Origin of the sequence: Bradyrhizobium sp. 613_E4_N2_2, from assembly GCF_052075995.1 — a bacterium.
In the GTDB taxonomy this organism is placed as follows: domain Bacteria; phylum Pseudomonadota; class Alphaproteobacteria; order Rhizobiales; family Xanthobacteraceae; genus Bradyrhizobium; species Bradyrhizobium barranii.
Genome location: NZ_CP197234.1, coordinates 5346904 through 5361122, shown reverse-complemented (window position 1 = coordinate 5361122; position 14219 = coordinate 5346904). Strand labels below are relative to the sequence as shown.

At 64.1% G+C, this 14219-nt stretch carries 12 protein-coding genes and 1 pseudogene; 7 read left to right on the top strand and 6 right to left on the bottom strand.

Translation table 11 applies throughout. From position 1 onward, the window contains the following. Positions 1-309 precede the first annotated feature (309 nt). The 4 genes from AB7290_RS25970 to AB7290_RS25955 form a co-directional block, all read right to left on the bottom strand. Entirely contained in the window at positions 310-990 is a 681-nt protein-coding gene (locus AB7290_RS25970) for a hypothetical protein (RefSeq protein WP_063983875.1), read from the bottom strand. Between the two features lie 49 nt (positions 991-1039). Further along, positions 1040-1264 carry a hypothetical protein gene (locus tag AB7290_RS25965; RefSeq protein WP_063983874.1) on the bottom strand — a complete coding sequence of 75 codons (225 nt, stop codon included), beginning with the start codon at positions 1262-1264 and terminating at the stop codon, positions 1040-1042. A gap of 175 nt (positions 1265-1439) precedes the next feature. Then, entirely contained in the window at positions 1440-2705 is a 1266-nt protein-coding gene (locus AB7290_RS25960; protein WP_063983873.1) for a site-specific integrase, read from the bottom strand. Between the two features lie 309 nt (positions 2706-3014). Next, positions 3015-4838: a caspase family protein gene (locus tag AB7290_RS25955; protein WP_085402002.1), complete on the bottom strand. Its 1824-nt coding sequence runs from the start codon at positions 4836-4838 to the stop codon at positions 3015-3017. A 205-nt stretch (positions 4839-5043) separates the two neighbouring features. On the opposite strand from AB7290_RS25955, the pseudogene AB7290_RS25950 reads away from it, so the two are divergent. The 6 genes and pseudogenes from AB7290_RS25950 to AB7290_RS25925 all read left to right on the top strand — a co-directional run bounded on the left by AB7290_RS25950 (position 5044) and on the right by AB7290_RS25925 (position 10418). Then, positions 5044-5406: pseudogene (locus AB7290_RS25950) on the top strand (DUF1428 domain-containing protein). A gap of 369 nt (positions 5407-5775) precedes the next feature. Continuing rightward, positions 5776-7029, top strand: coding sequence for an ABC transporter substrate-binding protein (locus AB7290_RS25945; RefSeq protein WP_085402001.1), 1254 nt, complete (start codon positions 5776-5778; stop codon positions 7027-7029). 67 nt (positions 7030-7096) lie between these two features. Further along, a complete protein-coding gene (locus AB7290_RS25940; protein ID WP_071914968.1) occupies positions 7097-7960 on the top strand; it encodes a branched-chain amino acid ABC transporter permease in 864 nt (287 codons plus the stop codon). Positions 7961-7973: 13 nt separating this feature from the next. Continuing rightward, positions 7974-8945, top strand: a complete 972-nt coding sequence (locus AB7290_RS25935) for a branched-chain amino acid ABC transporter permease (protein ID WP_071914966.1) — start codon at positions 7974-7976, stop codon at positions 8943-8945. Further along, entirely contained in the window at positions 8935-9702 is a 768-nt protein-coding gene (locus AB7290_RS25930) for an ABC transporter ATP-binding protein (protein WP_071914964.1), read from the top strand. Before AB7290_RS25935 ends, AB7290_RS25930 begins: the two co-directional genes overlap by 11 nt. Further along, the gene (locus AB7290_RS25925) at positions 9699-10418 is read left to right on the top strand and encodes an ABC transporter ATP-binding protein (RefSeq protein ID WP_014496007.1); all 720 of its coding nucleotides are present in this window, start codon (positions 9699-9701) and stop codon (positions 10416-10418) included. The genes AB7290_RS25930 and AB7290_RS25925 overlap by 4 nt, the downstream gene beginning before the upstream one ends. Here the strand turns inward: AB7290_RS25925 and AB7290_RS25920 are convergent. Then, the gene (locus AB7290_RS25920) at positions 10400-11065 is read right to left on the bottom strand and encodes a TetR/AcrR family transcriptional regulator (protein ID WP_085402022.1); all 666 of its coding nucleotides are present in this window, start codon (positions 11063-11065) and stop codon (positions 10400-10402) included. The genes AB7290_RS25925 and AB7290_RS25920 overlap by 19 nt on opposite strands. A gap of 107 nt (positions 11066-11172) precedes the next feature. Here AB7290_RS25920 and AB7290_RS25915 point away from each other — a divergent pair, with 107 nt between their 5' ends. Further along, complete coding sequence (locus AB7290_RS25915; protein WP_085402021.1) at positions 11173-13461, top strand: arylsulfatase; 2289 nt, start codon at positions 11173-11175, stop codon at positions 13459-13461. 139 nt (positions 13462-13600) lie between these two features. On the opposite strand, the gene AB7290_RS25910 is transcribed toward AB7290_RS25915, so the two are convergent. Continuing rightward, positions 13601-14167, bottom strand: a complete 567-nt coding sequence (locus AB7290_RS25910; RefSeq protein ID WP_063983864.1) for an invasion associated locus B family protein — start codon at positions 14165-14167, stop codon at positions 13601-13603. Between the last annotated feature and the right edge of the window lie 52 nt (positions 14168-14219).

Here is a 14219-nt window from a genome sequence, read left to right as displayed (position 1 = left end):
GGCGGACGTCTCCTATGGGTCATTCGCGACTGGGCCGGGCCAGCAGGAAGCCCGGCGATATCCGTTATGCCGCCGGAAGCGGAAAGAAATTCAGAGCTTAGCAGGACCGCGACCGGCCATCGCGGGTTGATGGCGCTGTCCTAGCTGTGATCCTTCACGGCTTTTTTTGTGGCTGATCGATGCCGAGCGACTTCCGGAGCGGCGCCGGCATGGGCCTCTGAACCGGCGGCGCTTGGCGCGGATCCATGGGTTCAACGATGCGGAAATCCGCGGCATCGGGTTTCTTAGTCATGAAATGATCCTCCCTAGTTACGCGGCGAGCGCCGTTTCGCGCTCGACGTCGGCCTGAATGTGCCGCTGATCCGGCACAGACTGATTCAGAAAGTCGTCGAGCGCGTGCGCATTCGGCAGCTCGGCGAAATCGCGCATAGCTTCGGCTGTCGCGGCCGTTGCGTTGTTCAAGAGAAGCACGGCGGCGCGTTCACGCTCCAACTCTTCCAGAGCGCCCGGATGGACAATGTCGATCGCCCTGGTGCGCGCAGCCTCCACGGTCTCGCGATCAGCGCCGACGAGTTCGGGCGCTTCGAGAAGCGTCTGCAAGTAGAGCAATGACATCGTCGAAACGGACGCTTTGAGTTCCTTGGGCGACTTCGGCATGCGGTCGCGAACCTGGCTGCGAAGCACCGCGCCGGCTGCATCGGTCTTGTCGATGGGCGGCAATTCGATCTTGGCGCGCTTCTCCTCGATCCGCTCATTGAGCCGCGACGCGAACGCTTTGGCGCGGATCATTTTCCAGGCGTTCTTTTTCATCTCGTCGCGAGCCTTCTTGGTCCGGCCCTGCGCGCTCAGATCGGTGTCGCCGCGAACGCTGACGGTGATCGAATCGATGTCCCGATGCAGTTCGATGAGGCGGTCGAACGTGGTGCGCACCGTTGCGTTGGGGATGACTGCTGCCTGATCTTTCAGAAGGGAGTAATAGCGCTCGTTCATTTTGGATGTCCTGATGTTGGCAATTAGCGCCCGATGTTGATTGTCAACATCAAGCCGCGACAGTTGCGCGCGGCGCTATGGCGGGTTGGAAGCTGGCGAGGAAGGTGGGTACGTGCATGCCCCATCGACCGGCGACCTTCTTGGCGCCGGGCACGCGATCCTGTTCGAGCATGAACCAGGTCGCTTCTTTTGATCGTCCGAGGTACTTGCCGATATCGGCAGCGCCCCAAACAAACTCGTCGGGATTCGCGATCAGTGATGTTTTGGTTTTCACAGCGAGACTCCGCGGAGGCTCGCATGCGGGCACATAGCCGAAAGCGAGCCACAGTGTGGCATCAAGCTCCCGGCAGCATCCCGCTGTCGTAAAGGACCGCTACGGCGTCTCGCCGCTGGTCCCGTAGAGAGTACGTGTGTCCAGTAATGCGCGCTAAAGCTTAATCAAACGTTACCTAGCCAAACTTGCCCTCAGCCGCGGCCAATTCTTCGGAGTCGTCAGCGCGAGGAAATAGATGGCCGTACAGGTCGGCCGTGATTGCGATGTTCGAATGTCCGAGCCGCTCGCTCACGATCTTAAGCGGAAGTTCCAGACCGCCATCGACCTTGCGATTGATGCACCAGCTCGCGAAGAAATGCCGGAGCGCGTGCAAGCCGGTATACTTCGCAGTGAGCGTAGGTTTGCCATCCTCACCGCGAACGGCCTTTCCTTCATTGTCCAAGACCGGCGCCGTCACGCCCGCATCAATCATCGTTGGGATCAGCCCGCGGGTGATGATGTTGGCGTGCGATTCAACCTTGCCGGAGCCGTTCGGGAATACGTAGTGCTGCGCACCGTCAGCACGTCGCGGGCACTTCAATTTCCATTCCTTGAGCACTTTTAGCGTGGTCGGAGGAATCGGAACTGTGCGTTCGCCGGCTTCCGATTTGGGCCGGCCTATTTCGTTGTAAGCATCGGCGCGCTGATGCACGTGCAGTTCGCTCTTTTTCAAATCGACGTCTTGCCAGCGTAAGCCCCGCAGTTCAGAAGCACGCAGACCGCACCGGATCGCGACGAGCAGGAAGGGCCGCCACCGACCGTCAGCAACGCCAAGCAAAGTTTCGACTTCCACTGGGGTAGGGATGTCGACGCCAATTTTCAGCTTTCCCTTTGCCCGGCGCTCGGCCTTTCGCTCCTTGCCCCGCTTTCGGCTCGCCTTGAGGCTACGGACGATATTTTGGCCGACGTGGCCGCGTTCTTGAGCATCGGCGAGCAGGGAGCCGAGCGAACCCGTTACCCTTTTGACCATGTCTGCCGACCGCGGCGAAGCTTCGGCCTGGCCCGGGCCAGGCGTTCCCTTCCGGAGCTTGTCCTGCCAGTCGCGCACCACACCGATGGTCAATGCAGAGAGCTTCAAGCCGCCGAGGTAAGGATTAATGTGATCGCGGAGGTGCTGCTCGTAGCCGTCACGGGTCGTGCGTTCCAGATCCGCACAGGCGTCGATCCAGTTACGGCCGGCCTCGACGAGGGTGGGACTTTTCGACGCCGGAACATGGGTGCCTTTCCCAAGGTCGACCCGAACTTGGGCGTGGAAGGCGTCGGCGTCCTTCTTGCGGTCGAACGTCTTGATGACCCGCTTGCGCTTGCCGCGCGCGTCCAGCTCGGGAATGGAATATTGCACCACGTAGGCTTCGCGCGCCTCGCCGGACGACGTTGTCCATGTGCGCTTCCTGACTGACATCGGCCCCCGCTCCATCGCTCGATTGGGCTCGACTATACATGAGGCGCGACAAGGGCGCAACACAACGCGAATTTAATGAATAAAAACAACGCTTGGCATAAGACTCTGACTCTGTTTGTCTTGGTTCGAATCCAGGTTCCCCAGCCAGTTCCGGGCGATTTACCCAGATCATAACCTGCTCTGAATCGGGCCCGCGTCGCGAGCCTGACATGCCGTCGGCAGTCCGCGCCTTTCGTCGGTCCGGCCTAGGCGCCTTGGCCCGACTCATCGCGCCCGCGATGCGCCGGGCGGCGATGCAAGGCGAAACGACTAGCGGCGCTTCTTCCGACCTGTCTTGGCGGCACGCTTTTTCGGCGTCCGCCGCTGGCCGCGACCTGCATCTGCCGCGCCCCATGGAATTTTCGCGCTGACGCGGGTCTTGGCGCCGACGAGATTGGGCGTCTGGTTGTATTTGAGGCGACGGAGTTTGGCCGTGACGAGCTCGCTCAGCTCCTGGAACGACGGATTGGCGCTGCGGTCTCGTTGTTCGCGCAGCACCTTCGCCATGCAGAACGTGTAGGCGCCATACGACGTGACGCCGTCACGATATTCATAGGACAGCTCCTGCTCCTGGCAGGCCTCGAGGAGAATCGGCAGATAAGGACCGTGATGCCCGAGCTCGGCCCGCGTCTTGTTGTATTCCTTGTCGGGCTGGGTGCGGAGCGCCATGCTGCGCCCGAGCCGCTGCGTGGCGCCGTTGTCGCCGAGATAGTCGGCGCCGTTCTTGCTCTTGCTCAGACTCTCGTTGAGGGGAGGGAACTCGCGCGGCACCCACATGCCTTCGCTTGCCTCCCACCGCAGCGCCCGGTGGCGGATATCGTCGGGCGGCGTCAGGCCGCGGATGCGTGGACCGCCGTCACGTGTCATGCCGCCGGAATGGCAGCAGTCGAGCATGGCGACGAAATAGCAGTCGTACGGAAGCTGTGAGTAGAGCTGGCTGAACTGGCGGTCGAGAATCGCGTGCTCGGGCGTCCAGTCGAAATCATAGGGAACGAGGCACTCGTCGACGCTGTCCGGTGCGCCGCTCGGGCTGTATCTGGGAATCTGGGCGCCATGGCCCGAGTAGAACAGCATACGCTCGTCGCCGTCGCGGACGCCCTCGAGCAGCCAGTGAAGCCTTTCCATGATGCCCTGCGCCGTCGCCCGCTCATTGAGCACGACGCGTATTTCGTCCGGCTTGAAGCCGCTTTCCTGCAGCACCGAGCTCATGAGGAATACGTCGTTGACGCATCCTTCGAGCCTGTCCGCGGGTTTGGGATAGTCGTTGATGCCGACCAGCAGGGCGCGGCGGGTCGGCCGGGTGTCAATGCGGGCAATCCCCCGCGCGGCGCTGACGATGGAGCGTGACGCCGGCACCGGGACCACGTCGTGCCAGACGGTGGCGACGGTCTCGGGGCGGGACAGGTACCAGGTCGCGTTGTGATTCAGGAGATCGTTGGGGACATCGAACGGTGTCAGCACCTGCTGAAAATTGTCTGCGGCGATCTCGAGCGGATAGGTGAGAACGTGATCTTCCCGGTTGAACAGATGGTACCATTTCCGGCAGGGAAGGTCCTGAATGCGGCCTGCGAAGACGTCGCGTACCGCGGGATTGCCGATCTGCGAGCCGAACGTGACGAAGACTTTGTCCTTGATCGCAGCGGGGTTGCGCACGAACGTGTCGTAGCAGATCAGCGAGCCGAGGCTGTGAGCCAGGACAACGTCGTAATTGCCGCTCTTCAGCTTGTCGAGGACTGCGCTGCGTAGCGCGGTCTGTAATTGCTCATCCACCGACCACTGGGCGACCATGCCCGCGGTCCATCTGATCAGGGTTGGTACATCTTCGAGGCTGCGTGTGCCCGCGAGCAGATCACCGACCCCGTGGACGGTCGCGCTCGCCAGCAGTTTCGCCAGCGCGATGCCGTAGGTGACGAGGTTGGGCGGGCTCTTGTCGAACAGGTCGTCATACGAGAGGAAGTCGATGGCCGGATTGAGGCTCTGATCGACGGACTGGACGGCGCGTATGATCGCCTCGGACCATGACTTTCGAAACTCGGCGTCGATCTCCGCGTGACCGACGCCGTGGACACAAAGCAATGACAGGCGGGTGCTCATGAAAGCTGCCTTCTCAACTGCAATCTGAAGTAGCCGATGTGCGAGCGCAAACGTCCGGGATGATGTCACGGCGCGGCGAGCTTCAAATGTGAAGTAGCGCACGAAATCCTCGCGACAGTTTGCCTCACCTTGCGGGTGTGATGACGTGTCGGATCGCCGTGCGCCGCTACGTCCTTGGGGCAGGCAACCCAAAGGAGATCCCGTGATGCCCTATGTCGATGGTTTCGTGCTGGCCGTGCCGAAGGACAAGATCGAGGCCTACAAGGCGCTGGCGCGAAACGCCTGCACCATATGGATGGAGCACGGCGCGCTCGACTAGGTCGAGTGCATCGGCGACGACGTGCCCTATGGCGAATTGACCTCGTTTCCGCGCGCGGTGATCGCGACGGAGGACGAGGTCGTGGTGTTCTCCTGGATCGTCTACCGTGACCGGGAGACCCGCGATGCCGTCAACAAGAAGGTGATGGCCGATGAGCGGCTCAAGGGCGCCGACATGCCCTTCGACGGCAAGCGCATGATCTATGGCGGCTTCACGACGCTGCTGCGGGCGAGCAACATCGTCGGCTGACGGCGTCTCGCAGGGTGGGTTGGCGACAGCGTCACCCACCGCCTCTGCGTTCGCGGAAACACACGGGGGCCGGGTTACGCCAGCGGACCGCGCTTGGCACAGTCGCAGTGTTAACCCACCCCTGCAGATGGCAATGACGTCCACCGTTCGGGTTACCGCGTTCGCGCCGGGCGACGCCGGATTTGAACGCCGCCCGCGCCGGCGCGTTCGCTGCCTCCCATGCAGCATTGCGCAAGTCCGTTTCGTCTTGCCGGTGTCCGGCTGGCATGCCATCCTAGATCCACCAGGCATAAACAAACGGAAGCGGGCGCTTAGCCTGAAGCTTCCAAAATAGCTTGGTTGGGGAAACCCTTTGGGAGGTCTGATTTGATGAATTTCAAGCACGTCACCGGGCTGTTTTGCGCAGCCGCGATGTTCCTTGCGCTCGGCTCCGGCGCGCAGGCCCAGGACAAGGTCATCAAGATCGGCGTCATCATGCCGATGTCCGGCGGCACCGCCTCGATCGGTGCGCACGCCAAAGCGGCGCTCGAAGTCGCCATGGACATCATCAACAACGCCCATCCTGAGCTTGGCAATCTGCCGCTGGCGAAGAACGCCGGCCTTGCCGGCCTCGGCGGCGCCAAGATCGAGGCTGTGTTCGCCGACAACCAGGGCAACCCGGCGACGGGCCAGAATCAGGCGCTACGCCTGATCACGGAAGAGAAGGTGGCGGCCGTGTTCGGCTCCTACCAGTCCGGCGTCACGCTGACTTCGAGCGCGATCGCCGAGAAATACGGCGTTCCTTTCCTGAACTCGGAATCGGTCGCCGCCAATCTCACCGAGCGCGGCTTCAAATGGTTCTTCCGCACCACGCCGATTGCGACCGATTTCGCCAAGATCTATGTCGACTTCCTCGCCGACATCAAGGCGCAGGGTGCCAAGACCGACAGCGTCGCGGTGGTCCATGACAACACCGAATACGGCACCTCGGTCGCCAACACGATCGCCGGCGCCTTCAAGGAAAAGGGCCAACCGATCGCGCTCGACATCGCCTATCCCGTCAATGCGACCGACTTGCAGGGCCAGGTGCTCCAGCTCAAGGACAAGAAGCCCGACGTCGTCATCATGATCAGCTACACGTCGGATGCGATCCTGTTCGCCAAGACCATGCAGTCGCTCGACTACAAGCCGGCCGTGCTGCTGGCCGACGATGCCGGCTACTCCGATCCGTCCTTCACCAAGGCGGTCGGCAAGATCTCGCAAGGCGTCTTCAACCGCTCGTCCTGGGTCGTGGGACCGCCGGGCTCGGCGTCCGCCATCATCGCCGAGATGTACAAGAAGAAGAGCGGCGAGGAGATGGACGACACGGTCGCCCGGCAGATGCAGGGCTTCTTCGTGCTGGCCGATGCCATCGACCGCGCCGGCTCGACCGAGCCTGCAAAGATCCAGGCCGCGCTGAAGGCGACGGACCTAAAGCCCGAGCAGCTCATGATCGGCTACAAGGGCGTGAAGTTCGACGACAAGGGCCAGAACATCCTGGCTTCCGGCGCCATCATCCAGCTCCAGGATGGCGAGAACTACGTCGCGGTATGGCCGAAGGCCAATGCCGAGAAGGCGCCGGTACTGCCCTACAAGGGCTGGTAAGATTGCCTGAAGGCGGGACCGCGCGTCCCGCCTTTCCCAGAATGTTTTGATCAGAGCAACGCAGCTCATGTCCTTCGTACTCGTGCAGGTGATTGTCGGCGGGCTTCTGCTTGGCGCCGTCTACGCCCTGTTTTCCTCGGGCCTCACGCTGGTGTGGGGCATGATGAACATCGTCAATTTCGCGCATGGCGACTTCGTCATGCTTGGCATGTACGTCGCCTATGTCGTCTATACGCTGATGGGGGGAGGGCCCATCCTCGGCGCCCCACTGGCGACACTGGTGCTCGCGACCGTCGGGGTCGTGGTCTATTTCGCCCTGATCCGCGACATCATGAAGGGGCCGATGCTGGCGCAGATCCTCGGCACGTTCGGGCTCGCGCTGCTGCTGCGCTATTCCGTGTTCTGGTGGTTCGGCGCCAACTTCCTGTCGATGCCGTCGAATATCGTCGGCGGCACCTATGCGTTTGCGGGCCTGCGGATCGAAGCCTCGCGGCTGCTTGCCGGTGTCGTCGCGCTGCTGGTGACATTCGGCCTCCACCTGCTTCTGACGCGCACATCGCTTGGTTCAAAAATGCTGGCGGTGGCGGAGGATCAGACCGCGGCTCAGCTTATGGGCATCAGGCCCGATACCATGCAGGCGATTGCCTGGGCCATCGCGGCCGGCGCCACCGGCCTTGCCGGCGCGCTGATCGCGAACTTCTTCTACATCGTGCCGACGGTCGGCGAGACGCTCGGCATCGTCGCCTTCGTCACGGTATCTCTTGGCGGCTTCGGCAGCGTGCCCGGCGCGCTCGTCGCGGGCCTGTTGATCGGCGTGATCGAGTCGCTCTCCGGCTATCTGATCGGTGCGGTCTACAAGGACATCGTCGTCTATGTCCTGTTCCTGTTCTTCCTCTGGTTCCGGCCGCAAGGCCTGATGGGCAAGCTCTGATGAGAAAGCTGCAATGCGGCGCTTGATCTGGCTCTCAATCGTCGCAGCACTGGCGATTGCCTATCCGTTGCTGCTGTCCTCGCCGTTCCAGCAGCGCTTGGGCGCACTGGTGCTGCTCTATGCCATCGCCGCGTCGGCCTGGAACATCGTCGGCGGCTATGCCGGCCAGGTCTCGGTCGGCCATGTCGTGTTCTTCGGCTGCGGCGCCTATGCCGCGATGGGGTCTTACGCCAAGTTCGGGCTGTCGCCACTGTTCGGCATCCCCGGCGGCATCGTGCTGGCGGTGGGGCTTGCCGCGATCATCGGCGTGCCGACGCTGCGGCTGTCGGGTCACTATTTCAGCATGGCGACGATCGCGGTCGCCGAGACCATGCGGCTGATCGTCACCAACACCGACTGGCTCGGCGCGGCCGTGGGTCTTTCCGGTCCAACGGTCCCCCGCAACATCTTCGATCTCTCGTTCCTGTCGTCGCTGCCGTACTACTACCTCTTCCTGGTCGTCCTCGTGATCACGCTGCTCGTCACCTGGTGGATGACCAACAGCCGCATGGGATTCTACCTGCGCGCGATTAAGGATTCCGAGCGCGCTGCGCGCTCGCTCGGCGCGCCTGCGAGCCGGACCAAGCTCTACGCCTACATGCTGAGCGCGGCGCTGACGAGCGTTGCCGGCGCGCTCTATGCGATGATGTTCGGCTTCGTCGATCCCGAGTCCGGGCTCGGCATCCTGATCTCGGTCAAGATCCTGATCATGGCGGCGCTGGGCGGGGCGGGGTTGCTGTTCGGTCCGCTGGTGGGAGCCGCGATCCTCGTGCCGCTGGAGGAGATCTCCAACAGCTGGCTTGGCGGCAAGGGGGCCGGCCTCACCTTCGTCCTGTATGGCGCGATCATCGTGCTGATCGCGCGCTTCCAGCCCGGCGGCCTGCTCAGCCTGTTCATGGGACGACGCAAGCCCGGCGCAGATAAGGGAGCCGGCCATGCTCCTTGAGGCGCGCGGGATCACAAAGGCGTTCGGCAGCTTCAAGGCGGTGGACGATGCGTCCGTCACGCTGGAGCAGGGCGATATTCTCGGCCTGATCGGCCCGAACGGCGCCGGCAAATCCACCTTCTTCAATTGCCTCACCGGCGACCTCAAGACCACCTCGGGCCGCGTGCTGTTCGAGGGGACCGACATCACCGACTTCGCGCCGGAGCAGCGCGCCGGGCTCGGGCTTGCCCGCACCTTCCAGGTGCCGCAGACCTTTGAAGGCATGACGGTGCTCGAGAACGTCATGATCGGCGCCTTCCTGCGCACCTCGCATCGCCACGAGGCCGAGACCAGGGCGCGCGCGGTGCTGGAGCGCGTCGGCATGAGCAGGCTTGCGGATGCGCCGGCGCGCTCGCTGGGCACGCCCGGCCGCAAGCGGCTGGAGATCGCCCGTGCACTGGCGACCGAGCCGAAGGTGCTGCTGCTCGACGAGGCCATGGCCGGGCTCAACGCCCACGAGGTGAGGCTCGCCATCGATCTCGTGCGCGACATCCACCGCTCCGGCATCACGCTCGTCATCGTCGAGCACATCATGGAAGTGATCATGTCGCTCGCGAGCCGAGTGATGGTGTTTCACCAGGGCAAGGAGATCGCCCGCGGCTCGCCGCGCGAGGTCACCTCGAACCCGGCGGTGATCGAAGCCTATCTCGGCAAACGCGCGGCGAAGGCCGCGGCCGGCCATACGCCGGTCGAGCTGATGGGCGGGCGGGACCTATGAGTGGCGCGCTTCTTCGGATCGAGCACCTCGAGGTGCGCTATGGCGACCTCATAGGTGTCTCCGACGTCTCGCTTGAGGTGCCGGAGGGCAGCGTCGTCGCGCTGCTCGGCTCCAATGGCGGCGGCAAGACCACGACGCTGAACGCGATCGCGGGTCTCATTCCCGTGCATTCCGGATCGATCAGCTTTCGCGGCGAGGACATCGCCGGCCAGAAGGCCTTTGCGATCGTGCGCAAGGGGCTGGCGCTGTCGCCGGAAGGCTGGCGCCTGTTCGTGCAGCAGAGCGTCGAGAACAACCTCATGCTCGGCGCGACGCCACTGCACGACAAGTCACGCCAGGCCAATTTGCTTGAGCGCGTCTACGAGATCTTCCCGCGCCTGAAGGAGCGCCGCAACCAGCGCGCCGGCACGATGTCCGGCGGCGAGCGGCAGATGCTCGCGGTCGGCCGCGCGCTGATGAGCGATCCGAAGCTACTGATGCTGGACGAACCGTCGCTCGGCCTCGCGCCGGCGGTGGTCGAATCCATGTACGAGACCTTCGGCCGCCTGCATCGCGAGGGCCTGACCATCCTGCTCGCCGAGCAGTCGATCGAGCTCGCGCTGGAAGTCTCGGACTTCGCGACCGTGCTCCAGGTCGGCAAGAGCGTGCTGTCCGGCACGGCCGCGGCGCTCGCACAGGACCCGCAGGTGCAGAAGGCCTATCTCGGCGTCGACTGATTGATCTCCGCCTGGAGCAACAGCAACAGGCAACCGGCCAGCCGCGTCTCCATCTCTTTTGATCCAAGCGACAGCGGCCCGGGATCGTTGAGGATCGCGTTCACCAGCGTGCCCAGCACGACCTGGAAGCCGAAGGCGATCGTGCGGGTCTTGGCGGCGTTGCGTCCCTTACCCATGGCCGGGAGCAGGAGAGGGGTGGCGCTCATCGTGGTGGCCTTCGCGAGGGCCTTAAACGGCGTCCATTTGTCCGGACGGGTGTCGTCATGCTGAAGCGCGGCGCGCAGCACGCCCTCGTGGTTGCGCATCCAGGCGATGATCCCGCTGACGATGATGTGGCAGAGCTTGTCGAGGTCCGTATCCGGTGACGGTCGCCTCATGTCGCCGAGCCGTTGCTCGCCGTCGCGCGCGGCCAGCGCCATCAGTGCGTTGAAATAGGCCTCCTTGCTCTCGAAGCGGCTGTAGAAGGCGCCGACGGTGGCGCCGACCTCGGTGCAGAGCGCCTCGATCGACAGCTCGGCCAGGCTGCGCGTGCGCAGCATGTCCGCGCCGGCGCGCAGCAGTGCCAGTGTCGTCTTGCGGCTGCGCTTCTGCCGCGACGGGGCAACGCCGGGCAGGTCGAAATCGGGTTCGTCCGAGCTTGGCCGCATCCGCGCTTGCATCCGGCAAAAATCATAATCATAATTCGGATTATAATTTAGACGTGGCCGAGCCGCGGGTCAACCGCAGCCGCCGGGCAACCAGCAGGGAGAAGCAGATGAGCGCAAACAGCGGCACGCCGTTCCGCGGCACCGTCGGCAAGACGGTCGCGGAGTCGAAACCCTGGTGGCCGGAGGCGCCAAGGCCGCCCGAGGGCGCGCCGAACATCCTGGTCGTGCTGTTCGACGACGTCGGCTTCTCCGATTTCGGCTGCTATGGCTCGACAATCAAGACGCCGACCATCGACCGGCTCGCCGCGGAGGGGCTGCGCTACTCCGGATTCCACACCACGGCAATGTGCTCGACGACGCGCGCCGCGCTGCTGACAGGACGCAATCATCACTCGGTCGGCGTCGGCTGCCTTGCCAATTTCGATTCCGGCTATCCCGGGTACCGCGGTAAGATCGCGCGCGAGGCGGGGACGCTGGCCGAGATGCTGCGCCTACATGGCTATCGCAACTACATGGTCGGCAAATGGCACGTCACGCCGCTGACCGAAAGCGGAGCCACCGGCCCGTTCGACGGCTGGCCGCTCGGCCGCGGCTTCGACCGCTTCTACGGCTTCCTCGATGCCGAGACCGACCAGTACGCGCCGGAGCTCGTCTCCGACAACACGCATATCGATCCACCGGGCACGTATGCGGACGGCTATCATCTGACCGAGGACCTGATCGACCAGTCGATCCGCTTCATCGGCGACCATGTCGCCGACCGTCCTGACGTTCCCTGGCTCACCTGGGTCGCACTTGGCGCCTGCCACGCGCCGCATCAGGCGCCGGCCGATATCATCATGAGCTATGACGCCGAATTCGCGCACGGCTGGGACGTCGAGCGCGAACGGCGTCTGGCACGCCAGAAGGCGATGGGGCTGGTGCCGCCGGACACGCGGATGCCGGCGCGCAACGACGGCGTCAAGGCCTGGGAGGAGCACTCGGCCGATGAGCGCCGCGTCTTCACCCGCCTGCAGGCGGCTTTCGCCGGCATGCTCGATCATTCCGATCGGCATCTTGCACGGCTTGTCTCGTTCCTGGAAACGGCCGGCATTCGCGACAACACCGTGATCATCGTGATGTCCGACAACGGCGCGAGCCAGGAGGGCGGGCCGCTCGGCTTCGTCAACGCGATGGGGCCGTTCAACTTCAAGCCGGAGCCGATCGCCGAGAAGCTCAGCCGTATCGACGACATCGGCGGGCCCGACACCCACAGCAATTTCCCGCATGGCTGGGCGATGGCGTCGAACACGCCGCTGCGGCGCTACAAGCAGAACACCCATGGCGGCGGCATCCGCGATCCCTTCGTCATCAACTGGCCGAAGAAGATCGCAGGCAAAGGCGAGCTGCGGCACCAGTTCGTCCACGCCTGCGACCTCACGCCGACGCTGCTCGAGCTGATCGGGATCGAGGCGCCGAACAAGATCGCGGGCTGCCCGCAGATGCCGCTGGAAGGCGAGAGCTTTGCGCGCTCGATCATGGATGCGTCCGTGTCCTCAAAAAGCTCGCCGCAATATTTCGAGATGTTCGGCCATCGCGGCCTCTGGCAGGGCGGCTGGAAGGCGGTCGCCTTCCATCCCTCGGGCACGCCGTTCGAGAACGACAAATGGGAGCTGTTTCATCTCGACAGGGATTTCTCCGAGACCGACGATCTCGCCGCAAAGGAGCCGGAGCGTCTGGCCGCAATGATCGCGACCTGGTGGGCGGAGGCCGAGAGGCACAAGGTGCTGCCGCTCGACGACCGCTTCGGTCCGCGCTTCGCGGAGAACGCCGCACGCTTCCACGGTGCGCGCCACCATTTCGTCTTCCACGCCGGCATGGGCCACGTGCCGACCGACGTCGCGCCGGATGTGCGCAGCCGCAGCTACACGATCGAGGCGCATGTCGAGATCGACGGGCAGGGCGCCGATGGCGTGCTGATCTCGCATGGCGACGCGACGTCGGGCTACAGCCTCTACGTCAGGGACGGTCATCTCGTGCACGACCTCAACATCGGCGGCAGCCACCAGATCGTGCGGTCGGACCGCAAGGTGCCGTCAGGCGCGCGGCGGCTCAGCGTGTATGTCGAGCGGCTCGTGCGCAAGGAGCCGCCGGCCAAGGGGGCGCGCACCGGCGTCACCAAATATACGCTGCTGATCGACGGCGAGCCGGCGGGGTCGCTCCAGACCCAGCTCGGCTTCCACACGCTGATCTCGTGGTCCGGTCTCGACATCGGCCGTGACCGCGGCAGCCCCGTGTCGCATTACGAGGCGCCGTTCGAGTTCGAGGGGCGATTGCTGCGCGTCACCGTCACCATGCACAACGACCAGAAGCTCGACGGCGATGCCGTCGGCAATGCCCAGATGGCGCGACAGTGATAGGGAAGAGACGGCGCAGCATCCGCGCCGTCATTGCGAGCGCAGCGAAGCAATCCAGACTGCCTCCGCGGATTGCTTCGCTACGCTCGCAATGACGAGGTGAGAGAGCGTCCACTCCAACAGGAAACGGGAGCGGTCCTTACTTGATCTTGTCGTAGGCCGCCGCGAAATCGCCCAGCGGCATCGGGATCGCGATCGCCTCCTTGGCCATGTTCTGGAAGGAGACCTTCAGCTGCTTGCCCGACCGCAAGGCGGCGAGCAGGTCCGCCGCGATCGGCGTCGAGGCGTAGCAGCCGCGGTTCTCGCAGGTCTGGATCTGGAGGTCGAATGTCTTGCCCTCGTCGACCTGGAGCTTGGCCCCGACGGGCAGGTTGAGGCCGAGCGGCAATTGCAGCAGCGCCACCGGCGTGCGGGTGTCGGGCGCGATGCGGATGTTGATCAGGACGATGGTCTGGCCGGTCTTGGTCAGCACCGCGTTCTGCTCCATCGCGCATTCGAGCGGCGCATCGCGGCTGACGCTGGTGCAGCGCACGACCCATCCGGCTTGCTGCGCACCGTCAGCCTGCGGCTGGGTCGGAGCTGGCGCGGGCTGTGCGGCCGGTGCAGGGGAAGCGGCGTTCTTTTTGGCGCTCTGCTGGGCATACGCGCCGCCTGTCGACAGCAGAAGGGCGGCGGCGAGGGCGACAAGTCTGGATTGCATGGACATGGCGAAACCGCGTTGGCGTGAACCGAGGGCCTCGCTGTAGCGTCGCGGAAGC

Bases quoted from the DNA above. Each gene is read 5' to 3' on its own strand.
- AB7290_RS25960 (WP_063983873.1), bottom strand. From the start codon at position 2,705: ATGTCAGTCAGGAAGCGCACATGGACAACGTCGTCCGGCGAGGCGCGC.
- AB7290_RS25945 (WP_085402001.1), top strand. From the start codon at position 5,776: ATGAATTTCAAGCACGTCACCGGGCTGTTTTGCGCAGCCGCGATGTTC.
- AB7290_RS25915 (WP_085402021.1), top strand. From the start codon at position 11,173: ATGAGCGCAAACAGCGGCACGCCGTTCCGCGGCACCGTCGGCAAGACG.
- AB7290_RS25935 (WP_071914966.1), top strand. From the start codon at position 7,974: ATGCGGCGCTTGATCTGGCTCTCAATCGTCGCAGCACTGGCGATTGCC.
- AB7290_RS25910 (WP_063983864.1), bottom strand. From the start codon at position 14,167: ATGTCCATGCAATCCAGACTTGTCGCCCTCGCCGCCGCCCTTCTGCTG.
- AB7290_RS25930 (WP_071914964.1), top strand. From the start codon at position 8,935: ATGCTCCTTGAGGCGCGCGGGATCACAAAGGCGTTCGGCAGCTTCAAG.
- AB7290_RS25955 (WP_085402002.1), bottom strand. From the start codon at position 4,838: ATGAGCACCCGCCTGTCATTGCTTTGTGTCCACGGCGTCGGTCACGCG.
- AB7290_RS25925 (WP_014496007.1), top strand. From the start codon at position 9,699: ATGAGTGGCGCGCTTCTTCGGATCGAGCACCTCGAGGTGCGCTATGGC.
- AB7290_RS25940 (WP_071914968.1), top strand. From the start codon at position 7,097: ATGTCCTTCGTACTCGTGCAGGTGATTGTCGGCGGGCTTCTGCTTGGC.
- AB7290_RS25970 (WP_063983875.1), bottom strand. From the start codon at position 990: ATGAACGAGCGCTATTACTCCCTTCTGAAAGATCAGGCAGCAGTCATC.
- AB7290_RS25920 (WP_085402022.1), bottom strand. From the start codon at position 11,065: ATGCGGCCAAGCTCGGACGAACCCGATTTCGACCTGCCCGGCGTTGCC.